The organism is Thermus sp. FJN-A (genome assembly GCF_054655095.1).
In genome coordinates, this window is the sequence record NZ_BAAHSC010000212.1 from 1 (window position 1) to 17,994 (window position 17,994).

General features: G+C 67.1%; 36 protein-coding genes. 34 read left to right on the forward strand and 2 right to left on the reverse strand.

Features of this window, described 5'->3' with window-relative positions:
- The 32 genes from ACYQ0J_RS10290 to rplQ form a co-directional block, all read left to right on the forward strand.
- Positions 1 to 237: EF-Tu C-terminal domain-related protein (locus ACYQ0J_RS10290; RefSeq protein WP_460172026.1), on the forward strand; the 237-nt coding region annotated here is incomplete at its 5' end.
- An 8-nt stretch (positions 238 to 245) separates the two neighbouring features.
- Positions 246 to 563, forward strand: coding sequence for a 30S ribosomal protein S10 (gene rpsJ, locus ACYQ0J_RS10295; protein WP_014514873.1), 318 nt, complete (start codon positions 246 to 248; stop codon positions 561 to 563).
- A complete protein-coding gene (rplC, locus tag ACYQ0J_RS10300; RefSeq protein WP_460172027.1) occupies positions 560 to 1,189 on the forward strand; it encodes a 50S ribosomal protein L3 in 630 nt (209 codons plus the stop codon). Before rpsJ ends, rplC begins: the two co-directional genes overlap by 4 nt.
- Before the next feature lie 20 nt (positions 1,190 to 1,209).
- A complete protein-coding gene (rplD, locus tag ACYQ0J_RS10305) occupies positions 1,210 to 1,827 on the forward strand; it encodes a 50S ribosomal protein L4 (protein WP_460172028.1) in 618 nt (205 codons plus the stop codon).
- The gene (locus ACYQ0J_RS10310; protein ID WP_460172029.1) at positions 1,824 to 2,114 is read left to right on the forward strand and encodes a 50S ribosomal protein L23; all 291 of its coding nucleotides are present in this window, start codon (positions 1,824 to 1,826) and stop codon (positions 2,112 to 2,114) included. The genes rplD and ACYQ0J_RS10310 overlap by 4 nt, the downstream gene beginning before the upstream one ends.
- Positions 2,115 to 2,163: 49 nt before the next feature.
- A complete protein-coding gene (gene rplB / locus ACYQ0J_RS10315; RefSeq protein ID WP_460172030.1) occupies positions 2,164 to 2,994 on the forward strand; it encodes a 50S ribosomal protein L2 in 831 nt (276 codons plus the stop codon).
- 8 nt (positions 2,995 to 3,002) lie between these two features.
- The gene (rpsS, locus tag ACYQ0J_RS10320) at positions 3,003 to 3,284 is read left to right on the forward strand and encodes a 30S ribosomal protein S19 (protein WP_018111295.1); all 282 of its coding nucleotides are present in this window, start codon (positions 3,003 to 3,005) and stop codon (positions 3,282 to 3,284) included.
- A gap of 2 nt (positions 3,285 to 3,286) precedes the next feature.
- Entirely contained in the window at positions 3,287 to 3,628 is a 342-nt protein-coding gene (gene rplV / locus ACYQ0J_RS10325) for a 50S ribosomal protein L22 (protein ID WP_460172031.1), read from the forward strand.
- Positions 3,618 to 4,337: a 30S ribosomal protein S3 gene (rpsC, locus tag ACYQ0J_RS10330; protein WP_460172032.1), complete on the forward strand. Its 720-nt coding sequence runs from the start codon at positions 3,618 to 3,620 to the stop codon at positions 4,335 to 4,337. Before rplV ends, rpsC begins: the two co-directional genes overlap by 11 nt.
- Before the next feature lie 4 nt (positions 4,338 to 4,341).
- The gene (rplP, locus tag ACYQ0J_RS10335; protein ID WP_460172033.1) at positions 4,342 to 4,767 is read left to right on the forward strand and encodes a 50S ribosomal protein L16; all 426 of its coding nucleotides are present in this window, start codon (positions 4,342 to 4,344) and stop codon (positions 4,765 to 4,767) included.
- Positions 4,754 to 4,951 (forward strand): 50S ribosomal protein L29, encoded by a 198-nt coding sequence (rpmC, locus tag ACYQ0J_RS10340; RefSeq protein WP_460172034.1) that lies wholly within the window; start codon positions 4,754 to 4,756, stop codon positions 4,949 to 4,951. Before rplP ends, rpmC begins: the two co-directional genes overlap by 14 nt.
- The gene (gene rpsQ, locus ACYQ0J_RS10345; RefSeq protein WP_460172035.1) at positions 4,944 to 5,261 is read left to right on the forward strand and encodes a 30S ribosomal protein S17; all 318 of its coding nucleotides are present in this window, start codon (positions 4,944 to 4,946) and stop codon (positions 5,259 to 5,261) included. Before rpmC ends, rpsQ begins: the two co-directional genes overlap by 8 nt.
- Entirely contained in the window at positions 5,258 to 5,626 is a 369-nt protein-coding gene (rplN, locus tag ACYQ0J_RS10350) for a 50S ribosomal protein L14 (RefSeq protein WP_003043914.1), read from the forward strand. The genes rpsQ and rplN overlap by 4 nt, the downstream gene beginning before the upstream one ends.
- Positions 5,626 to 5,958, forward strand: a complete 333-nt coding sequence (gene rplX, locus ACYQ0J_RS10355) for a 50S ribosomal protein L24 (protein ID WP_460172036.1) — start codon at positions 5,626 to 5,628, stop codon at positions 5,956 to 5,958. Before rplN ends, rplX begins: the two co-directional genes overlap by 1 nt.
- A 1-nt stretch (position 5,959) precedes the next feature.
- Positions 5,960 to 6,508: a 50S ribosomal protein L5 gene (rplE, locus tag ACYQ0J_RS10360; protein ID WP_460172037.1), complete on the forward strand. Its 549-nt coding sequence runs from the start codon at positions 5,960 to 5,962 to the stop codon at positions 6,506 to 6,508.
- Positions 6,509 to 6,515: 7 nt separating this feature from the next.
- A complete protein-coding gene (locus ACYQ0J_RS10365; RefSeq protein WP_018111303.1) occupies positions 6,516 to 6,701 on the forward strand; it encodes a type Z 30S ribosomal protein S14 in 186 nt (61 codons plus the stop codon).
- A 68-nt stretch (positions 6,702 to 6,769) separates the two neighbouring features.
- Entirely contained in the window at positions 6,770 to 7,186 is a 417-nt protein-coding gene (gene rpsH, locus ACYQ0J_RS10370) for a 30S ribosomal protein S8 (protein WP_460172038.1), read from the forward strand.
- Positions 7,186 to 7,728: a 50S ribosomal protein L6 gene (gene rplF / locus ACYQ0J_RS10375; protein WP_460172039.1), complete on the forward strand. Its 543-nt coding sequence runs from the start codon at positions 7,186 to 7,188 to the stop codon at positions 7,726 to 7,728. Before rpsH ends, rplF begins: the two co-directional genes overlap by 1 nt.
- Before the next feature lie 8 nt (positions 7,729 to 7,736).
- Entirely contained in the window at positions 7,737 to 8,075 is a 339-nt protein-coding gene (rplR, locus tag ACYQ0J_RS10380; protein ID WP_460172040.1) for a 50S ribosomal protein L18, read from the forward strand.
- Positions 8,076 to 8,102: 27 nt separating this feature from the next.
- Positions 8,103 to 8,576 (forward strand): 30S ribosomal protein S5, encoded by a 474-nt coding sequence (rpsE, locus tag ACYQ0J_RS10385; RefSeq protein WP_460172041.1) that lies wholly within the window; start codon positions 8,103 to 8,105, stop codon positions 8,574 to 8,576.
- Positions 8,576 to 8,758, forward strand: a complete 183-nt coding sequence (gene rpmD / locus ACYQ0J_RS10390; RefSeq protein ID WP_460172042.1) for a 50S ribosomal protein L30 — start codon at positions 8,576 to 8,578, stop codon at positions 8,756 to 8,758. The genes rpsE and rpmD overlap by 1 nt, the downstream gene beginning before the upstream one ends.
- Entirely contained in the window at positions 8,755 to 9,207 is a 453-nt protein-coding gene (gene rplO / locus ACYQ0J_RS10395) for a 50S ribosomal protein L15 (protein ID WP_460172043.1), read from the forward strand. The genes rpmD and rplO overlap by 4 nt, the downstream gene beginning before the upstream one ends.
- Before the next feature lies 1 nt (position 9,208).
- Positions 9,209 to 10,525, forward strand: a complete 1,317-nt coding sequence (secY, locus tag ACYQ0J_RS10400) for a preprotein translocase subunit SecY (RefSeq protein ID WP_460172044.1) — start codon at positions 9,209 to 9,211, stop codon at positions 10,523 to 10,525.
- A gap of 8 nt (positions 10,526 to 10,533) precedes the next feature.
- Positions 10,534 to 11,088 carry an adenylate kinase gene (locus tag ACYQ0J_RS10405; RefSeq protein ID WP_460172045.1) on the forward strand — a complete coding sequence of 185 codons (555 nt, stop codon included), beginning with the start codon at positions 10,534 to 10,536 and terminating at the stop codon, positions 11,086 to 11,088.
- Positions 11,088 to 11,855, forward strand: a complete 768-nt coding sequence (map, locus tag ACYQ0J_RS10410; protein WP_460172046.1) for a type I methionyl aminopeptidase — start codon at positions 11,088 to 11,090, stop codon at positions 11,853 to 11,855. Before ACYQ0J_RS10405 ends, map begins: the two co-directional genes overlap by 1 nt.
- A 7-nt stretch (positions 11,856 to 11,862) precedes the next feature.
- Entirely contained in the window at positions 11,863 to 12,081 is a 219-nt protein-coding gene (infA, locus tag ACYQ0J_RS10415) for a translation initiation factor IF-1 (RefSeq protein ID WP_003043942.1), read from the forward strand.
- 8 nt (positions 12,082 to 12,089) lie between these two features.
- Positions 12,090 to 12,203 (forward strand): 50S ribosomal protein L36, encoded by a 114-nt coding sequence (gene rpmJ, locus ACYQ0J_RS10420; protein ID WP_014514895.1) that lies wholly within the window; start codon positions 12,090 to 12,092, stop codon positions 12,201 to 12,203.
- Positions 12,204 to 12,217: 14 nt separating this feature from the next.
- Positions 12,218 to 12,598, forward strand: coding sequence for a 30S ribosomal protein S13 (rpsM, locus tag ACYQ0J_RS10425; protein WP_014514896.1), 381 nt, complete (start codon positions 12,218 to 12,220; stop codon positions 12,596 to 12,598).
- 33 nt (positions 12,599 to 12,631) lie between these two features.
- Positions 12,632 to 13,021 (forward strand): 30S ribosomal protein S11, encoded by a 390-nt coding sequence (gene rpsK / locus ACYQ0J_RS10430; RefSeq protein WP_460172047.1) that lies wholly within the window; start codon positions 12,632 to 12,634, stop codon positions 13,019 to 13,021.
- A 13-nt stretch (positions 13,022 to 13,034) separates the two neighbouring features.
- Positions 13,035 to 13,664, forward strand: a complete 630-nt coding sequence (gene rpsD, locus ACYQ0J_RS10435) for a 30S ribosomal protein S4 (RefSeq protein ID WP_460172048.1) — start codon at positions 13,035 to 13,037, stop codon at positions 13,662 to 13,664.
- Between the two features lie 22 nt (positions 13,665 to 13,686).
- Positions 13,687 to 14,625 (forward strand): DNA-directed RNA polymerase subunit alpha, encoded by a 939-nt coding sequence (locus ACYQ0J_RS10440; RefSeq protein ID WP_460172049.1) that lies wholly within the window; start codon positions 13,687 to 13,689, stop codon positions 14,623 to 14,625.
- Positions 14,626 to 14,629: 4 nt separating this feature from the next.
- Positions 14,630 to 14,986 (forward strand): 50S ribosomal protein L17, encoded by a 357-nt coding sequence (gene rplQ, locus ACYQ0J_RS10445; protein ID WP_460172050.1) that lies wholly within the window; start codon positions 14,630 to 14,632, stop codon positions 14,984 to 14,986.
- Positions 14,987 to 15,024: 38 nt separating this feature from the next.
- On the opposite strand, the gene ACYQ0J_RS10450 is transcribed toward rplQ, so the two are convergent.
- On the reverse strand, positions 15,025 to 15,513 hold the full coding sequence (locus ACYQ0J_RS10450) for a DNA cytosine methyltransferase (RefSeq protein WP_460172051.1): 489 nt from the start codon (positions 15,511 to 15,513) through the stop codon (positions 15,025 to 15,027).
- 45 nt (positions 15,514 to 15,558) lie between these two features.
- On the opposite strand from ACYQ0J_RS10450, the gene ACYQ0J_RS10455 reads away from it, so the two are divergent.
- Both ACYQ0J_RS10455 and ACYQ0J_RS10460 read left to right on the forward strand, forming a co-directional pair.
- Positions 15,559 to 16,392, forward strand: coding sequence for a DMT family transporter (locus ACYQ0J_RS10455; RefSeq protein WP_460172052.1), 834 nt, complete (start codon positions 15,559 to 15,561; stop codon positions 16,390 to 16,392).
- A gap of 24 nt (positions 16,393 to 16,416) precedes the next feature.
- A protein-coding gene (locus tag ACYQ0J_RS10460; RefSeq protein WP_460172053.1) for an IS630 family transposase occupies positions 16,417 to 17,450 on the forward strand; the annotation gives its coding sequence in 2 pieces (ribosomal slippage) (positions 16,417 to 16,909 and positions 16,909 to 17,450; 1,035 coding nt in all).
- 7 nt (positions 17,451 to 17,457) lie between these two features.
- On the opposite strand, the gene ACYQ0J_RS10465 is transcribed toward ACYQ0J_RS10460, so the two are convergent.
- The gene (locus tag ACYQ0J_RS10465) at positions 17,458 to 17,970 is read right to left on the reverse strand and encodes an HNH endonuclease (protein ID WP_460172279.1); all 513 of its coding nucleotides are present in this window, start codon (positions 17,968 to 17,970) and stop codon (positions 17,458 to 17,460) included.
- Positions 17,971 to 17,994 lie beyond the last annotated feature (24 nt).

Sequence of the window (17,994 nt, forward strand, 5' to 3'; positions counted from 1 at the left end):
GGGGGCCGGCACACGGGGTTTTTTTCTGGGTACCGGCCGCAGTTTTACTTTCGGACGACGGATGTGACGGGGGTGGTGGAGTTGCCCCAGGGGGTGGAGATGGTGATGCCTGGGGACAATGTGACGTTTACGGTGGAGCTGATCAAGCCGGTGGCGTTGGAGGAGGGCTTGCGGTTTGCCATTCGTGAGGGTGGGCGGACCGTGGGTGCCGGCGTGGTCACCAAGATCCTGGAGTGAGGTGAGGCATGCCCAAGATCCGCATCAAGCTTCGGGGCTTTGACCACAAGACCCTGGACGCCTCGGCCCAGAAGATCGTGGAGGCCGCCCGGCGCTCCGGGGCCCAGGTGTCGGGCCCCGTACCCCTGCCCACCCGGGTGCGGCGCTTCACCGTGATCCGGGGTCCTTTCAAGCACAAGGACTCCCGGGAGCACTTTGAGCTCCGCACCCACAACCGCCTGGTGGACATCCTGAACCCCAACCGCAAGACCATCGAGAGCCTCATGTCCCTGGATCTGCCCACCGGGGTGGAGATCGAGATCAAGACCGTGGGAGGTGGCAAGTGAAGGGCATCCTGGGCACGAAGGTGGGCATGACCCGGATCTACAAGGACGACCGGGCCATCCCCGTCACCGTGATCCTGGCCGGGCCCTGCCCCGTGGTCCAGCGCCGCACCCCGGAGAAGGACGGGTACACCGCGGTGCAGCTCGGCTTTCTGCCGCAAACCCCTAAGCGGGTGAACCGGCCCATGAAGGGGCACTTCGCCAAGGCGGGGGTGGAGCCGGTGCGCGTCCTGAAGGAACTCCGCGACTTCAACCCCCAGGAGGACGTGGTGACGGTGGGGATCTTCAAGCCGGGGGAGCGGGTGGACGTGACCGGGACCTCCAAGGGCCGGGGCACCGCGGGGGTGATGAAGCGCTGGAACTTCGCGGGCGGTCCCGACTCCCACGGCGCCCACAAGATCCACCGCCACCCGGGTTCCATCGGCAACCGCAAGACCCCGGGCCGGGTCTACAAGGGCAAGAAGATGGCGGGCCGCTACGGGGCCGAGCGGGTCACGGTGATGAACCTCGAGGTGGTGGACGTCATCCCCGAGGAGAACCTCCTTTTGGTGAAGGGCGCGGTACCGGGGCCGAACGGCGGCCTGGTGGTGGTGCGCGAAACCAAGAAGGTGGCGCAGGCCAGGCGGTAAAGGCGGTAAAGGAGGACGTGGTGTACCAGATCCCTGTACTCTCCTCTTCCGGCAGGCGCGAGCTTGCCGCAGAACTCCCCCAGGAGATCAACCCCCACCTGCTTTGGGAGGTGGTGCGCTGGCAGCTGGCCAAGAGGCGCCGGGGTACCGCCAGCACCAAGACCCGGGGCGAGGTGGCCTACTCCAGCCGCAAGATCTACCCCCAGAAGCACACGGGCCGGGCCCGCCACGGGGACATCGGGGCCCCCATCTTCGTGGGGGGCGGTACGGTCTTCGGCCCCAAGCCCCGCGACTACAGCTACACCCTGCCCAAGAAGGCGCGGAAGGCGGGCCTGGCCATGGCCGTGGCCGACCGGGCCCGCGAGGGCAAGCTCCTTCTGGTGGAGGACTTCGCCGGGGTGAACGGGAAGACCAAGGAGTTCCTGGCCTGGGCCAAGGCCGCGGGGCTGGATGGCTCGGAGAGCGTTCTCTTGGTGGCGGAGAGCGAACTCGTCCGCAGGGCCGCCCGCAACCTGCCCTGGGTGGTGACCCTGGCGCCCGAGGGGCTTAACGTCTACGACATCCTGCGCACGGAGCGCCTGGTCATGGACCTGAAGGCTTGGGAGGCCTTCCAGGCCCGCTTGGGAGGTGAGGCGTGAAGACGGCCTTTGACGTGATCCTGGCCCCGGTGCTTTCCGAGAAGGCCTATGCGGGCTTCGCCGAGGGCAAGTACACCTTCTGGGTGCACCCCAAGGCCACCAAGACGGAGATCAAGAACGCGGTGGAGGCCGCCTTCAAGGTGAAGGTGGTGGGGGTTAACACCCTGAGTGTGCGGGGCAAGAAGAAGCGCCTGGGCCGTTACCTGGGCAAGCGCCCCGACCGCAAGAAGGCCATCGTGCAGGTGGCCCCCGGGCAGAAGATCGAGGCCTTGGAGGGCCTCATCTAGACCTCGTCGGGTGGGGAGCCCGGCCCCGATCCGGCAAGGAGGAAAGAGCATGGCAGTCAAGAAGTTCAAACCCTACACCCCGAGCCGCCGCTTCATGACGGTGGCGGACTTCTCCGAGATCACCAAGACCGAGCCGGAGAAGTCCCTGGTCAAGCCCCTGAAGAAGACGGGGGGGCGCAACAACCAGGGCCGCGTCACCGTGCGCTTCCGGGGCGGCGGCCACAAGCGGCTTTACCGCATCGTGGACTTCAAGCGCTGGGACAAGGCGGGCATCCCCGCCAAGGTGGCCGCCATAGAGTACGACCCCAACCGCTCGGCCCGCATCGCCCTCCTGCACTACAAGGACGGGGAGAAGCGCTACATCATCGCCCCCGAGGGGCTTCAGGTGGGGCAGGAGGTGGTGGCGGGGCCCGATGCCCCCATCAACGTGGGTAACGCCCTCCCCTTGCGCTTCATCCCCGTGGGCACCGTGGTGCACGCGGTGGAGCTGGAGCCCAAGAAGGGGGCCAAGCTGGCCCGCTCCGCCGGCACCAGCACCCAGATCCAGGGCCGGGAAGGGGACTACGTGATCCTGCGCCTGCCCTCCGGGGAGCTCAGGAAGGTCCACGGGGAGTGCTACGCCACGGTGGGCGCCGTGGGCAACGCCGACCACAAGAACATCGTTTTGGGCAAGGCGGGCCGCACCCGGTGGCTCGGCCGCAAGCCCCACGTGCGCGGCGCGGCCATGAACCCGGTGGACCACCCCCACGGCGGTGGCGAGGGCCGGGCTCCCAGGGGGCGTCCTCCCGCCTCCCCTTGGGGCTGGCAGACCAAGGGGCTTAAGACCAGGAAGCGGCGCAAGCCCTCCAGCCGCTTCATCGTCGCCCGGCGCAAGAAGTGAGGTGAGCCATGCCGCGTAGCTTGAAGAAGGGCGTGTTTGTAGACGATCACCTCCTGGAGAAGGTGCTGGAGCTCAACGCCAGGGGGGAGAAGCGGCTCATCAAGACCTGGAGCCGCCGTTCCACCATCGTCCCCGAGATGGTGGGCCACACCATCGCGGTTTACAACGGCAAGCAGCACGTGCCCGTCTACATCACCGAGAACATGGTGGGGCACAAGCTGGGGGAGTTCGCGCCCACCCGCACCTACCGGGGGCACGGCAAAGAGGCTAAGGCCACCAAGAAGAAGTAGCCATGGAAGCGAAAGCCATTGCCCGATACGTGCGCATCGCCCCCAGGAAGGTCCGGTTGGTGGTGGACCTGATCCGGGGGAAGAGCCTCGAGGAGGCCCGGGCCATCCTCCGCTACACCCACAAGCGGGGGGCTTACCACGTGGCCAAGGTGCTGGAGTCCGCCGCCGCCAACGCGGTGAACAACCACGACATGCTGGAGGACCGGCTTTTCGTGAAGGCGGCCTTCGTGGACGAGGGGCCCGCCCTCAAGCGGGTGCTTCCTAGGGCCCGGGGCCGGGCGGACATCATCAAGAAGAGGACCAGCCACATCACGGTCGTCTTGGGGGAGAAGCATGGGAAATAAGATCCACCCCATTGGGTTTAGGCTCGGCATCACCCGGGACTGGGAGTCCCGCTGGTACGCGGGCAAGAAGCAGTACCGCCACCTCCTGCAAGAGGACGAGCGGATCCGCGAGACCCTCACCAAGGAGCTCTACCCCGCCGGGCTGGCCCGCATCGACATTGAGCGGGCCGCGGACAACGTGGCCGTCACCGTGCACGTGGCCAAGCCGGGCGTGGTCATCGGCCGGGGCGGGGAGAAGATCAAGGCCCTCCGGGACGCCTTGGCCAAGCTCACCGGGAAGAACGTGGCCCTGAACGTCCAGGAGATCCATAACCCCAACCTCTCCGCGCCCCTGGTGGCCCAGCGGGTGGCGGAGCAGATCGAGCGCCGCTTCGCCGTGCGCCGGGCCATCAAGCAGGCGGTGCAGCGGGTCATGGAGTCCGGGGCCAAGGGGGCCAAGGTGATCGTCTCTGGCCGGATCGGCGGGGCGGAGCAGGCCCGCACGGAGTGGGCCGCGGAAGGGCGGGTGCCCCTCCACACCTTGCGTGCTAACATAGACTACGGCTTTGCCTTGGCCCGCACCACCTACGGGGTGCTGGGGGTCAAGGCGTACGTCTTCCTGGGCGAGGTGATCGGCGGCCAGAAGGCCAAGGCCCGTCCCGAGGCCGCGAGGCCCGAGGAGAAGCCCCGCCGCCGCCGCCCCGCCGTGCGGGTGAAGAAGGAGGAGTAAGGCCATGCTGATGCCCAGGCGCATGAAATACCGGAAGCAGCACCGGGGCCGGATGAGGGGGGCGGCCAAGGGGGGGGACTACGTGGCCTTTGGGGACTTCGGCCTCGTGGCCCTCGAGCCCGCCTGGATCACCTCTCAGCAGATCGAGGCCGCCCGTGTGGCCATGGTGCGCCACTTCCGCCGCGGCGGCAAGATCTTTATCCGCATCTTCCCCGACAAGCCCTACACCAAGAAGCCCCTGGAGGTGCGGATGGGTAAGGGGAAGGGCAACGTGGAGGGGTACGTGGCCGTGGTGAAGCCGGGCCGGGTGATGTTTGAGGTGGCGGGGGTTACCGAGGCCCAGGCCCTCGAGGCCCTGCGCATCGCCGGCCACAAGCTCCCCATCCGGACCAAGATCGTGAGGAGGGACGCCTACGATGAAGCCCAGTGAGATCCGCAAGCTCCCCCCGGCGGAGATCGAGAAGCTCTTGCGGGAGAAGAAGCGGGAGCTCATGGAACTCCGCTTCCAGGCCTCCATCGGCCAGCTTTCCCAGAACCACAGGGTCCGGGAGACCCGGCGCCTCATCGCCCGGCTCCTCACGATCCTGAACGAGAAGAGGAGGGCCAATGCCTAAGAAGGTGCTGACCGGGGTGGTGGTGAGCGACCGGATGCAGAAGACGGTAACGGTCCTGGTGGAGCGCCAGTTCCCCCACCCCCTTTACGGCAAGGTGATCAAGCGCTCCAAGAAGTACCTGGCCCACGACCCCGACGAAAAGTACCAGGTGGGGGACGTGGTGGAGATCGTTGAGGCCCGCCCCATCTCCAAGCGCAAGCGCTGGCGGGTCTTGCGCCTGGTGGAAGGGGGGCGCATGGACCTGGTGGAGAAGTACCTGGTCCGGCGCCAGAACTACCAGAGCCTTTCCAAGCGGGGAGGTAAGGCATGATCCAGCCCCAGACCTACCTGGAGGTGGCCGACAACACCGGGGCCCGCAAGATCATGTGCATCCGGGTGCTCAAAGGCTCCAACGCCAAGTACGCCACCGTGGGGGACGTGATCGTGGCCAGCGTCAAGGAGGCCATCCCCCGGGGGGCGGTAAAGGAGGGGGACGTGGTCAAGGCGGTGGTGGTGCGCACCAAGAAGGAGGTCAAGCGCCCCGACGGCTCCGCCATCCGCTTTGACGACAACGCCGCGGTGATCATCAACAACCAGCTGGAGCCCCGCGGCACCCGCGTCTTCGGCCCCGTGGCAAGGGAGCTCCGCGAGAAGGGCTTCATGAAGATCGTTTCCCTGGCTCCGGAGGTGTTGTGATGCAGGCCAAGGTGCACGTGAAGAAAGGGGACACCGTTTTGGTGGCCTCCGGGAAGTACAAGGGCCGGGTGGGCAAGGTCAAGCAGGTGCTGCCCAAGCGCCAGGCCGTCATCGTGGAGGGGATCAACATCGTGAAGAAGGCGGTGCGGGTGAGCCCTAAGCACCCCCAGGGCGGCTTCGTGGAGCAGGAGGCTCCCCTGCACGCCTCCAAGGTGCGGCCCATCTGCCCCGCCTGCGGCAAGCCCACCCGGGTGCGCAAGAAGGTGCTGGAGGACGGCCGCAAGATCCGGGCCTGCGCCAAGTGCGGCGGCGCCCTGGACGTGGAGGGATGACATGCCTCTAGAGGTTGCCCTGAAGAGGAAATACTACGAGGAGGTCCGGCCCGAGCTCATCCGCCGCTTTGGCTACCAGAACGTCTGGGAGGTGCCCAGGCTCAGCAAGGTGGTGGTGAACCAGGGCCTGGGCGAGGCCAAGGAGGACGCCCGCATCCTGGAGAAGGCCTCCAAGGAACTGGCCCTCATCACGGGGCAAAAGCCCGCCGTAACCCGGGCCAAGAAGTCCATCTCCAACTTCAAGCTCCGCAAGGGGATGCCCATCGGCCTCCGGGTTACCCTGCGGGGCGACCGCATGTGGATCTTCCTGGAGAAGCTCCTCAACGTGGCCCTGCCCCGCATCCGCGACTTCCGGGGGGTGAACCCGAGTAGCTTTGACGGCCGGGGGAACTACAACCTGGGCCTGAGGGAGCAGCTCATCTTCCCCGAGATCACCTACGACATGGCGGACGCCCTGCGGGGCATGGACATCGCGGTGGTGACCACCGCCAGGACCGACGAGGAAGCCAAGGCCCTCTTGGAGCTTCTGGGCTTCCCCTTCCGCAAGTGAGGCGAGCATGGCGAGAAAAGCGCTGATCGAGAAGGCCAAGCGTACCCCCAAGTTTAAGGTGCGGGCCTACACCCGTTGCGTGCGTTGCGGGAGGGCCAGGAGCGTCTACCGCTACTTCGGGCTCTGCCGGCTCTGCCTCAGGGAGCTCGCCCACAAGGGCCAGCTTCCCGGGGTGAAGAAGGCCAGCTGGTAGGCCGTGGCCGGTCGGGGGGGTTCCCTCGAGACCGCATGGTCCAGGAGTGAGCTAAAAGGAGAGAGGAAATGCTGACGGACCCCATTGCCGACATGCTGACCCGGATTCGGAACGCCACCCGGGTCTACAAGGAGAGCACGGAGGTGCCCGCCTCCCGCTTCAAGGAGGAGATCCTCAAGATCCTGGCGCGGGAGGGCTTCATCAAGGGGTACGAGCGGGTGGAGGTGGAGGGCAAGCCCGTGCTGCGCATCCACCTGAAGTACGGGCCCCGGCGCCAGGGCTTGGACCCCCGGCCCGAGCAGGTCATCAACCACATCCGCCGCATCAGCCGCCCGGGGCGGCGGGTGTACGTGGGGGTCAAGGAGATTCCCCGGGTGCGCCGGGGGTTGGGAATCGCCATCCTTTCCACGCCCAAGGGGGTGCTCACCGACCGGGAGGCGAGGCGCCTGGGCGTGGGCGGCGAGCTCATCTGCGAGGTGTGGTGATGTCCAGGATCGGCAAGCTTCCCATTCCCTTGCCCAAGGGGGTCACGGTGGAAGTGGCCCCGGGGCTCGTCAAGGTTAAGGGGCCCAAGGGCGAGCTCTCCGTGCCCGTCTCCCCGGAGATGCGGGTGGTGGTGGAAGGCGGGGTGGTCCGGGTGGAACGGCCCTCGGACGAGCGCCGCCACAAGAGCCTCCACGGCCTCACCCGCACCCTCATCGCCAACGCTGTCAAGGGCGTGGCCGAGGGGTACGTGAAGGAGCTCCTCATCAAGGGCATCGGCTACCGGGCCAGGCTCGCGGGTAGGGCGGTGGAACTCAGCGTGGGCTTCAGCCACCCGGTGGTGGTGGAGCCCCCGGAGGGCATCACCTTCGAGGTGCCCGAGCCCACCAAGATCCGCGTCCTGGGCATTGACAAGCAAAAGGTGGGCCAGGTGGCGGCCAACCTTCGGGCCGTGAAGAAGCCCAGCGCCTACCATGAGAAGGGCATCTACTACGCGGGCGAGCCCGTCCGCCTCAAGCCCGGCAAGGCCGGGGCCAAGAAGTAGGGGGAAGCATGGCACGGCTTACCGCATACGAGCGCCGCAAGTTCCGGGTGCGCAACCGCGTCAAGCGGGCAGGGAGGCTTAGGCTCTCCGTTTTCCGGAGCCTCAACCACATCTACGCCCAGATCATCGACGACGAGAAGGGCGAGACCTTGGTGGCGGAGTCCAGCCTGGCCCTGAAGCTTAAGGGCAACAAGACCGAGGTGGCCCGGCAGGTGGGGCGGGCCTTGGCGGAGAAGGCTTTGGCCAAGGGCATCAAGAAGGTGGCCTTTGACCGCGGACCCTACAAGTACCACGGCCGGGTAAAAGCCCTGGCGGAGGGCGCCCGGGAGGGGGGGCTGGAGTTCTAGGCCCTGGCGGGGTTAGAAGGAGGGAGCATGCCCGAGACCGATTTTGAGGAGAAGATGATCCTGGTGCGGCGCACCGCCAAAACCTACCAGGGCGGCCGCCGCTTCCGCTTCGGCGCCTTGGTGGTGGTGGGGGACCGGCAGGGCCGGGTGGGCCTGGGCCTGGGCAAGGCCAAGGAGGTCCCCCTGGCGGTGCAGAAGGCGGGGTACTACGCCCGCCGCAACATGGTGGAGGTGCCCCTGCAGGGCGGCACCATCCCCCACGAGATTGAGGTGGAGTACGGGGCTTCCAAGATCCTCCTTAAGCCCGCGGCCCCGGGCACCGGGGTGATCGCGGGGGCGGTGCCCCGGGCCATTTTGGAGCTCGCCGGGGTTACCGACATCCTCACCAAGGAGCTGGGAAGCCGTAACCCCATCAACATCGCCTACGCCACCATGGAAGCCCTGCGGCAGCTTCAGACCAAGGAGGACGTGAAGCGCCTCCGGAAGGGCGGGGAGGAGTGATGGCGAGGCTGAAGGTCAAGCTGGTGAAGAGCCCCATCGGCTATCCCAAGGACCAGAAGGCGGCCCTGAAGGCCTTGGGTCTGACCAAGCTGCAGAAGGAGAGGGTCCTCGAGGACACCCCCGCCGTGCGCGGGAACGTGCGGAAGGTGGCCCACCTTCTCCAGGTGGAGGTGTTGGAATGAAGCTTACCGACCTTAAGCCCAACCCCGGGGCCAACAAGAAGCGCAAGCGGGTGGGGCGGGGCCCCGGCTCCGGCCACGGCAAGACCGCCACCCGGGGCCACAAGGGCCAGAAGTCCCGCTCCGGCGGCCTCAAGGACCCCCGCCGCTTTGAGGGGGGGCGTTCCACCACCCTGATGCGCCTGCCCAAGCGGGGCATGCAGGGCCAGGTGCCCGGGGAGATCAAGCGCCCCCGGTACCAGGGGGTGAACCTCAAGGACCTCGCCCGCTTTGAAGGGGAGGTGACCCCTGAGGTCCTGGTGCGGGCGGGGATCCTGAAGAAGGGCTACCGGCTCAAGGTGCTGGGCGAAGGGGAGGCCAAGGCCCTTAAGGTGGTGGCCCACGCCTTCTCCAAAAGCGCCCTGGAGAAGCTGAAGGCCGCAGGCGGCGAAGCCGTCTTGCTGGAGGCCTAAGATGCTGAAGGCCTTCCGGAGCGCCCTAGCCATCCCCGAGCTTCGCCAGCGCGTCCTCTTCACCCTGCTGGTGCTGGCCGCCTACCGCCTGGGGGCCTTCATCCCCACCCCCGGGGTGGACCTGGACAAGATCCAGGAGTTCTTGCGCACCACCCAGGGCGGGGTTTTCGGCATCATCAACCTCTTTTCCGGGGGCAACTTCGAGCGCTTTTCCATCTTCGCCCTGGGGATCATGCCTTACATCACCGCGGCCATCATCATGCAGCTCCTGGTGAACGTGGTCCCGGCCCTGGAGAAGCTCTCCAAGGAGGGGGAGGAGGGCCGCCGCATCATCAACCAGTACACCCGCATTGGCGGCATCGCTCTGGGGGCCTTCCAGGGCTTCTTCCTGGCCACGGCCTTTTTGGGGGCGGAAGGGGGGCGGTTCCTCCTGCCCGGGTGGGCCCCGGGCCCCTTCTTCTGGCTGGTGGTGGTGGTCACCCAGGTGGCGGGCATCGCCCTCCTCCTCTGGATGGCGGAGCGCATCACCGAGTACGGGATCGGCAACGGCACCAGCATGATCATCTTCGCGGGGATCGTGGTGGACTGGCTGCCCCAGCTCCTGCGCACCGCCGGCCTCATCCGTACGGGGGAGGTCAACCTGGTGGCCTTCCTCTTCTTCCTGGCCTTCATCGTCTTGGCCTTCGCCGGCATGGCCGCGGTGCAGCAGGCGGAACGCCGCATTCCCGTGCAGTACGCCCGCAAGGTGGTGGGCCGAAGGGTCTACGGGGGGCAGGCCACCTACATCCCCATCAAGCTGAACGCCGCCGGGGTGATCCCCATCGTCTTCGCCGCCGCCATTCTGCAGATCCCCATCTTCCTCACGGCCCCCTTCCAGGACAACCCGGTGCTCCAGGCCATCGCCAACTTCTTTAACCCCACGCGCCTTTCCGGCCTCCTCATTGAGGTGGTGCTCATCGTCCTCTTCACCTACGTCTACACCGCGGTGCAGTTCGACCCCAAGCGCATCGCCGAGTCCTTGCGGGAGTACGGGGGGTTCATCCCCGGCATCCGCCCCGGGGAGCCCACGGTGAAGTTCCTGGAGCACATCGTCTCCCGCCTCACCCTCTGGGGGGCCCTCTTCCTGGGCCTGGTGGCCGCCCTTCCCCAGATCATCCAGAACCTCACCGGGGTGAAGAGCATCGCCTTCTCGGGGATCGGCCTCCTGATCGTGGTGGGGGTGGCCCTGGACACCCTTAGGCAGATCGAGAGCCAGCTCATGCTGCGGAACTACGAGGGGTTCCTTTCCAAGGGCCGCATCCGCGGCCGCACGCGCTAGGAGGGGAGATGGGGGAAGCGGTGATCTTCTTGGGGCCGCCGGGGGCGGGGAAGGGCACCCAGGCGGCGAGGCTTGCGGGGGAGCTGGGCTTCAAGAAGCTTTCCACCGGGGACATCCTCCGGGACCACGTGGCCCGGGGCACGCCCTTGGGCCAAGAGGTGAAGCCCATCATGGACCGGGGGGACCTGGTGCCGGATGCCCTCATCCTGGCCCTCATCCGGGAGGAGCTTGCCGACCGGGTCATCTTTGACGGCTTTCCCCGCACCCTGCCCCAGGCGGAGGCCCTGGACCGCCTCCTGGAGGAGACGGGCACAAGGCTTCTCGGCGTGGTCCTGGTGGAGGTCCCCGAGGAGGAACTCCTCCGGCGGATGCTCCGGCGGGCCGAGGTGGAGGGCCGCTCCGACGACAACGAGGAGACCATAAGGCGGCGCCTGGAGGTCTACCGGGAGAAGACCGAGCCCTTGGTGCGGTATTATGAGAAAACGGGCGCCCTGAAGCGGGTGGACGGGCTGGGCACGCCCGATGAGGTCTACGCCCGCATCCGGGCCGCCTTGGGAATCTGATGGCCATCAAGCTGAAAAGCCCCTGGGAGATTGAGCGCATGCGGGAGGCGGGAGCCCTCCTCACCGAGGTGGTGGAGGAGGTGGGCCGCCACGTGGCCCCGGGCATCACCACCAAGGAGCTGGACCGGATCGCCCACGAGGCCATCCGGCGCCGCAAGGCCAGGCCGGCCTTCCTCGGGCTCTACGGCTTCCCCGCCACCTTGTGCACCTCGGTGAACGAGGTGGTGGTCCACGGCATCCCCTCGGAGGAACCCCTAAAGGAGGGGGATATCCTCTCCGTGGACGTGGGCCTTTTCTACGGGGGCTTCGCCGCGGACATGGCCCGCACCTTTCCCGTGGGCCGGGTCTCCCCCGAGGCGGAAAGGCTCATCCGGGACACGGAGGCGGCCTTCTGGGAGGGGATGAGGTACCTCCGCCCCGGTTTCCGCATCGGGGACGTGGCCCATGCGGTGCAGACCTTCTTGGAAAGCCGGGGCTACGGGGTGGTGCGGGAGTTTGTGGGGCACGGGGTGGGGCGCGAGATCCACGAGGACCCCCAGCTTCCCAACTTCGGCAAGCCGGGAACCGGGCCCAAGATCCGCCCGGGCATGACCCTGGCCCTCGAGCCCATGGTCACCTTGCGCCCGGCCCCTGTGGTAATATTGGAAGATGGCTGGACGGCGAGCGCCGGGCAAGGCAACCTCGCCGCCCACTACGAGAACACCGTCTTGGTGACGGAGGAGGGCCCGGAGCTTCTCACCGGGGTTCCCCTGGTGCGGGCGCGGTAGGAGGGGTATGGCGAAGGAGAAGGACACCATTCGGGCGGAAGGCGTGGTCACCGAGGCTTTGCCCAACACCACGTTTCGGGTGAAGCTGGACTCGGGGCCGGAGATCCTGGCCTATATCTCGGGCAAGATGCGCATGCACTACATCCGCATCCTTCCCGGGGACCGGGTGGTGGTGGAGATTACCCCCTACGACCCCACGCGGGGCCGCATCGTCTACAGGAAGTAGGAGGCGAGATGAAGGTACGGGCTTCGGTCAAGAAGATGTGCGAGAAGTGCAAGGTGGTGCGCCGGCACGGCCGGGTCTACGTGATCTGCGAGAACCCCAAGCACAAGCAGCGCCAGGGCTGAGCTAAGGAGGAACCGTGGCAAGGATTGCAGGCGTGGAGATTCCCAGGAACAAGCGGGTGGACGTGGCCCTCACCTACATCTACGGGGTGGGGCCGGCCCGGGCCAAGGAGGCCTTGGAGAAGACGGGGATCAACCCCGCCACCCGGGTGAAGGACCTCACCGAGGCCGAGGTGGTGCGCCTCCGCGAGTACGTGGAGAACGCCTGGAAGCTGGAGGGGGAGCTTAGGGCCGAGGTGGCCGCCAACATCAAGCGCCTCATGGACATCGGTTGCTACCGGGGCCTGAGGCACCGCCGGGGCCTGCCGGTGCGCGGCCAGCGCACCCGCACCAACGCCCGTACCCGCAAAGGCCCCCGCAAGACCGTGGCGGGCAAGAAGAAGGCCCCCAGGAAGTAAGGCCGGGCCAGCAGATACTCCGAGAGGGAGAGTATGGCCAGAAAAACCACGAAGAAGAAGGTCAAACGGCAGGTGGCAAGCGGGAAGGCGTACATCCACGCCTCCTACAACAACACCATCGTCACCATCACCGACCCGGACGGCAACCCCATCACCTGGTCCTCGGGCGGGGTCATCGGCTACAAGGGGAGCCGCAAGGGCACGCCCTACGCGGCCCAGCTTGCGGCCATGGACGCCGCCAAGAAGGCCATGGCCTACGGCATGCAGAGCGTGGACGTGGTGGTCCGGGGCACCGGGGCGGGCCGGGAGCAGGCCATAAGGGCGCTCCAGGCCTCGGGCCTCCAGGTGAAGTCCATCGTGGACGACACCCCCGTACCCCACAACGGCTGCCGGCCAAAGAAGAAGTTCCGCAAGGCTTCGTAAGGAGTAAGAGAAGATGGGTCGCTACATTGGTCCAGTCTGCCGCCTTTGCCGCCGGGAAGGAGTCAAGCTCTACCTGAAGGGGGAGCGGTGCTACAGCCCCAAGTGCGCCATGGAGCGCCGCCCCTACCCCCCGGGCCAGCACGGCCAGCGCCGGGCGCGCCGCCCTTCCGACTACGCGGTGCGCCTTCGCGAGAAGCAGAAGCTCCGCCGCATCTACGGCATCTCGGAAACGCAGTTCCGCAACCTCTTTGAGGAGGCCAGCCGCAAGAAGGGGGTCACGGGCACCGTTTTCCTGGGCCTCCTGGAGTCGCGGTTGGACAACGTGGTCTACCGCCTGGGCTTCGCCCAAAGCCGCCGCCAGGCCCGGCAGATGGTGCGCCACGGCCACATCACCGTGAACGGCCGCCGGGTGGACCTGCCCGCCTACCGGGTGAAGCCCGGGGACGAGATCGCCATCGCGGAGAGGAGCAAGAACCTGGCCTTTATAAGGGAGAACCTCGAGGCCATGAAGGGCCGCAAGGTGGGTCCCTGGCTCTCCCTGGACGTGGAGGGGATGAAGGGCAAATTCCTGCGCCTGCCTGACCGGGAGGACCTGGCCCTGCCCGTGAACGAGCAGCTGGTGATTGAGTTCTACTCCAGGTAGTTCCTGGCCGGTAAGGAGGCCTATGTTAGAGAGCAAGCTAAAAGCCCCGGTCTTTACGGTCCGCACCCAGGGGCGGGAGTACGGGGAGTTTGTCCTGGAGCCCCTGGAGCGGGGATTCGGCGTCACCTTGGGCAACCCCTTGCGGCGGATCCTCCTTTCCTCCATTCCCGGGACCGCGGTCACCAGCGTCTACATTGAGGACGTGCTCCACGAGTTCTCCACCATTCCCGGGGTCAAGGAGGACGTGGTGGAGATCGTCTTGAACCTCAAGGAGCTGGTGGTGCGCTTCCTGGACCCCAAGATGCAGACCACCACCCTGGTTCTCCGGGCGGAAGGCCCTAAGGTGGTGCGGGCGGCGGACTTCACCCCCTCCGCCGACGTGGAGATCCTGAACCCCGACCTCCCCATCGCCACCCTGGAGGAAGGGGGGAAGCTCTACATGGAGGTCCGGGTGGACCGGGGCGTGGGGTATGTGCCCGCGGAGCGCCACGGCATCAAGGACCGCATCAACTCCATCCCCGTGGACGCCATCTTCTCCCCCGTGCGCCGGGTGGCCTTCCAGGTGGAGGACACCCGCCTGGGCCAGCGCACCGACCTGGACAAGCTCACCCTCCGGGTCTGGACGGACGGGTCGGTGACGCCCCTGGAGGCCTTGAACCAGGCGGTGGAGATCCTCAAGGAGCACCTCTCCTACTTCGCCAACCCCCAGACCGCAGCCTTGCCCCCCACCGAGCCCGCCCCGGAGCGGGTGGAGAAGGAGGAGGACCTGGACCTGCCCCTGGAGGAGCTCGGGCTTTCCACCCGCGTGCTCCACAGCCTCAAGGAGGAGGGCATAGAGTCGGTGCGGGCTCTTCTGGCCCTCAACCTCAAGGACCTCAAGAACATCCCCGGCATCGGGGAGAGGAGCCTGGAGGAGATCCGCGAGGCCCTGGCCAAGCGGGGCTTCGCCCTAAAGGAGTGAGACCATGCGCCACCTGAAGTCTGGAAGGAAGCTGAACCGCCACTCTTCCCACCGCCTGGCCCTGTACCGCAACCAGGCCAAGAGCCTCCTGGCCCACGGGCGCATCACCACCACCTTGCCCAAGGCCAAGGCCATCACCGGCTTCGTGGACCACCTCATCCACCTGGCCAAGCGGGGGGATCTGCACGCCCGCCGCCTGGTGCTCCGGGACCTGCAGGACGTGAAGCTGGTGCGGAAGCTCTTTGACGAGATCGCCCCCAGGTACCAAAGCCGCCAGGGCGGCTACACCCGGGTGCTCAAGCTGGCGGAGCGCCGCCGGGGCGACGGGGCGCCCTTGGCCCTGGTGGAACTGGTGGAGTGAGGCCACCCCATGCCGGCCTAAGCCGGCGCGGGGTGGCGTCAAGCTCCCTCCTGGCCCCTTTCTTCCCCCTGGCGGCCTAGGAGCCTGAGGACCTGGTCCTCCAGCTCCCCGATGTAGGCGGCCAGGGTGTTGCCGTGCTTTTCCAGGGTTTCCCCGAGGCGGGCCTCGAGGGCCCGGATCTCCTCCTTCTCCGCCTCCGCCAGGCGGGCGAGCTCCGCCTCCAGGTAGCGCCTTAGCTCCGTGTAGCGGCTTTGCTCCGCATCCTCGGCCAGCTTCTTGTAGTGGAGGAGCTCCCGGGCGTAGCGCTTCACCTCCAGGAGGGCCGCGGTCTCCAGGCCGATGGTGAAGATCAGGTAGAGGAGGGAAACCACGCCCAGGGCCACCACCAGCACCAGGCCCAAGGGGGCTTCCACCCGGGTGAGGCCCAGGGAGAGGGGGGTGGGCTTGGTGATCTCCCCCCAGTTGAGCCAGGCGAAGAGGGAGAGGAGGAGGAGGACGAGGAGGGCAAAAAGGGTGCGTGCGCTCATAGGCTAGCCTCCATAGGACACCTTCGCGGATTATACTCTCTCCCCATGGGCTACCTGTACCTGCTCCTGGCGGCCTTCCTCTGGGGGCTCATCGGACCCGTGAGCCGGCTTGCCTTCCAAGAGGGGCTTCCCCCCCTCCAGGTGGCCTTCCTCCGCGCCCTCACCGCCTGGGCCTTCTTTGCCTTGCACGCCTTCCTCCTGCGCCAGGTGCGGGTGGAGGGGCGGGACCTCCCCGCCCTCTTCCTCTTCGGTTTGGTGGGGGTTTCCCTCTTCTACGGGGCCTACCAGCTCGCCGTGGGTTACGGGGGGGCGGCCCTGGCCTCGGTGCTCCTGTACACCGCCCCGGCCTGGGTGGCCCTCCTCTCCTTCCTGGTCCTCAAGGAGCCCCTGGACCGCCTGGGCCTCCTCTCCGTGGCCCTGACCCTTCTGGGGGTGGGGCTCATGGGGCTGGGCGGGGGGAGCGAGGTGCAGGCGGGGCCTTTGGCCCTTTTCTTCGGCCTTCTCTCCGGCTTTACCTACGCCCTCTACTACATCTTCGGCAAGCTCTACCTGCCCCGCTACGCCACCCCCACCCTCTTCCTCTACGCTTTGCCCGTGGGCGCTTTGGGGCTTTGGCCCTTCGTGGACTTCGCCCCCTTAAGCCCGGGGGCCCTTCCCGCCCTCCTCTTCCTGGGGAGCTTTTCCACGTATGGGGCGTACCTGGCCTACTATGCGGGGCTTAGGCGCCTGTCCGCCACCCGGGCCAGCGTCATCGCCACCCTGGAACCCGTGGTGGCCAACCTCTTCGCCTTTCTCCTTTTCCGGGAGGTCCTTTCCCCTTTGGGCTACCTGGGGGCCTCCCTCGTGCTCTTGGCGGTGCTCCTCCGCGTGCGGCGCTAAGTGCCAACCCTTTATCATCTCAACATGGCGGCTCCACTTCGGATCCAGCTGACCCCTGAGGAGGACCGGCTCCTGCTAGAGCTTTCCCTGGACCCAAAGACCCACAAGAAGACCCGCCTATGGGCCATGATGGTTCGCCTGGCGGCCGAGGGCTGGACCGCCCCAAGGATCGCCCAACACTTCCACAAGGACCGCACCACCGTCTATCTGGTCCTAAAGCGCTTCCTGAAGCACGGCCTCCAGGGCCTCGCCTACCGCAACCCCCCGGGAGCCCCCAGGAAGTTCACCCCCGAGATGGCCACCTTCGTGGAGGAAAGGCTGGCGGAGGACCGGGTCTGGACCGCCCCGCAGCTTGCGGAGGCCCTAGCCGAGCGCTTTGGGGTCCGCCTGGCCCCCAAGGTGGTCTCCCGGCACCTCAAGGCCATGGGGTATGTGTGGAAACGGACGCGGTACGTGCCCACGGGGAAGCCCGGGAAGGAAGAGGTCCAGGCCTTCGCGCGGGAGGAAGAGGAGGCCAAAAGGGGGCTCAGGAGGGGGTGATGGAGGTGGGATACCTTGATGAGAGCGGGTTCTCCCTGGCCCTTCCTCCCCTCTACGCCTGGTGCCGGAGGAGGGAGGCCAAGGCGGTGCCGCGGGGGTGGGGCTCCCTGGGCCGGGTGAACGTGGTGGGGCATCTGGTGCGGGGCCGGGAGGGGGAGCGGCTGTACTTTGCCCTTTTGGAGGGGCCGGTGCGGTCGGAGGTGGTGCGGGGGTATCTGGATCGGGTGGCCGAGGGTTTGGCCAAGCCTCTGAAGGTTTTCCTGGACAACGCGCCTTTTCACCGGTCCCGAGAGGTGGAGGGGAGGAAGGGAGGGTGGCGGGAGCGGGGGCTTATGGTGGCCCACCTGCCCCGGTACAGCCCCCACCTGAACCCTATGGAGAGCATCTGGCGGCGGGTGAAGGGTTTTCTGATGCCCCGGCGGCACTACGGAAGCCTTGAAGAGCTCAAAGAAGCGGTCATACAGGCCCTAAAAGCCCTCGGGGGTGTGGAGTTGAAAATCTTGGGGGAGGGCACTTAGCCGCCCCTTAGCGCAAGAGGGCCTCGAGGTAGGGCCGCCAGTCCTCGGGGATCTCCTTCAGATCGGAAAGAAAAAGGGGCGCCCTGGGCGCCCGGGGAGGCTTCAGGAGGCGCATCCCCGCCTCCTCGGGGGTGCGGTCCCCCTTCTTGAGGTTGCAGGGGCGGCAGGCGGCCACCAGGTTCTCCCAGGTGCTCTGGCCCCCGCGGCTTTTGGGGAGCACGTGGTCCACCGTGAGATCCCCTCCCTGCCTGCCGCAGTACTGGCAGGTATAGCGGTCGCGCCTGAGGACGTTGCGCCGGTTTAGGGGCACGCGGCTTGGCCCCCGCCGCACCAGGCGCTTCAGGCGGATCACGCTGGGCACGGGGATCTTGGTGGAAGGGGTGTGCAGGTAGCGGCCGCTTTCCGAGAGCATCTCGGCCCCCCCGGAGAGCACCAGGAGCACGCTCCGCTTGATGCTGGCCAGGCCCAGCACCTCGTAGGCGGCGTTCAGCACCAAGACCCTGGGGGCATCCAGGTCCAGGGCTTTTAAGGCGGCAGGGCCCAC

Coding starts and splice junctions, on each gene's coding strand:
- rplP (WP_460172033.1), top strand. CDS start 4,342: ATGCTGATGCCCAGGCGCATGAAATACCGGAAGCAGCACCGGGGCCGG.
- rpsK (WP_460172047.1), top strand. CDS start 12,632: ATGGCCAGAAAAACCACGAAGAAGAAGGTCAAACGGCAGGTGGCAAGC.
- rpsJ (WP_014514873.1), top strand. CDS start 246: ATGCCCAAGATCCGCATCAAGCTTCGGGGCTTTGACCACAAGACCCTG.
- ACYQ0J_RS10365 (WP_018111303.1), top strand. CDS start 6,516: ATGGCGAGAAAAGCGCTGATCGAGAAGGCCAAGCGTACCCCCAAGTTT.
- rplE (WP_460172037.1), top strand. CDS start 5,960: ATGCCTCTAGAGGTTGCCCTGAAGAGGAAATACTACGAGGAGGTCCGG.
- rplR (WP_460172040.1), top strand. CDS start 7,737: ATGGCACGGCTTACCGCATACGAGCGCCGCAAGTTCCGGGTGCGCAAC.
- rplN (WP_003043914.1), top strand. CDS start 5,258: ATGATCCAGCCCCAGACCTACCTGGAGGTGGCCGACAACACCGGGGCC.
- rpsD (WP_460172048.1), top strand. CDS start 13,035: ATGGGTCGCTACATTGGTCCAGTCTGCCGCCTTTGCCGCCGGGAAGGA.
- infA (WP_003043942.1), top strand. CDS start 11,863: ATGGCGAAGGAGAAGGACACCATTCGGGCGGAAGGCGTGGTCACCGAG.
- rplX (WP_460172036.1), top strand. CDS start 5,626: ATGCAGGCCAAGGTGCACGTGAAGAAAGGGGACACCGTTTTGGTGGCC.
- rpsE (WP_460172041.1), top strand. CDS start 8,103: ATGCCCGAGACCGATTTTGAGGAGAAGATGATCCTGGTGCGGCGCACC.
- rpsS (WP_018111295.1), top strand. CDS start 3,003: ATGCCGCGTAGCTTGAAGAAGGGCGTGTTTGTAGACGATCACCTCCTG.
- rplV (WP_460172031.1), top strand. CDS start 3,287: ATGGAAGCGAAAGCCATTGCCCGATACGTGCGCATCGCCCCCAGGAAG.
- ACYQ0J_RS10405 (WP_460172045.1), top strand. CDS start 10,534: ATGGGGGAAGCGGTGATCTTCTTGGGGCCGCCGGGGGCGGGGAAGGGC.
- rplO (WP_460172043.1), top strand. CDS start 8,755: ATGAAGCTTACCGACCTTAAGCCCAACCCCGGGGCCAACAAGAAGCGC.
- rpsH (WP_460172038.1), top strand. CDS start 6,770: ATGCTGACGGACCCCATTGCCGACATGCTGACCCGGATTCGGAACGCC.
- rpsQ (WP_460172035.1), top strand. CDS start 4,944: ATGCCTAAGAAGGTGCTGACCGGGGTGGTGGTGAGCGACCGGATGCAG.
- secY (WP_460172044.1), top strand. CDS start 9,209: ATGCTGAAGGCCTTCCGGAGCGCCCTAGCCATCCCCGAGCTTCGCCAG.
- rplQ (WP_460172050.1), top strand. CDS start 14,630: ATGCGCCACCTGAAGTCTGGAAGGAAGCTGAACCGCCACTCTTCCCAC.
- rplB (WP_460172030.1), top strand. CDS start 2,164: ATGGCAGTCAAGAAGTTCAAACCCTACACCCCGAGCCGCCGCTTCATG.
- rpmC (WP_460172034.1), top strand. CDS start 4,754: ATGAAGCCCAGTGAGATCCGCAAGCTCCCCCCGGCGGAGATCGAGAAG.
- rpsC (WP_460172032.1), top strand. CDS start 3,618: ATGGGAAATAAGATCCACCCCATTGGGTTTAGGCTCGGCATCACCCGG.
- ACYQ0J_RS10455 (WP_460172052.1), top strand. CDS start 15,559: ATGGGCTACCTGTACCTGCTCCTGGCGGCCTTCCTCTGGGGGCTCATC.
- rpmJ (WP_014514895.1), top strand. CDS start 12,090: ATGAAGGTACGGGCTTCGGTCAAGAAGATGTGCGAGAAGTGCAAGGTG.
- ACYQ0J_RS10440 (WP_460172049.1), top strand. CDS start 13,687: ATGTTAGAGAGCAAGCTAAAAGCCCCGGTCTTTACGGTCCGCACCCAG.
- map (WP_460172046.1), top strand. CDS start 11,088: ATGGCCATCAAGCTGAAAAGCCCCTGGGAGATTGAGCGCATGCGGGAG.
- ACYQ0J_RS10450 (WP_460172051.1), bottom strand. CDS start 15,513: ATGAGCGCACGCACCCTTTTTGCCCTCCTCGTCCTCCTCCTCCTCTCC.
- rpmD (WP_460172042.1), top strand. CDS start 8,576: ATGGCGAGGCTGAAGGTCAAGCTGGTGAAGAGCCCCATCGGCTATCCC.
- rplF (WP_460172039.1), top strand. CDS start 7,186: ATGTCCAGGATCGGCAAGCTTCCCATTCCCTTGCCCAAGGGGGTCACG.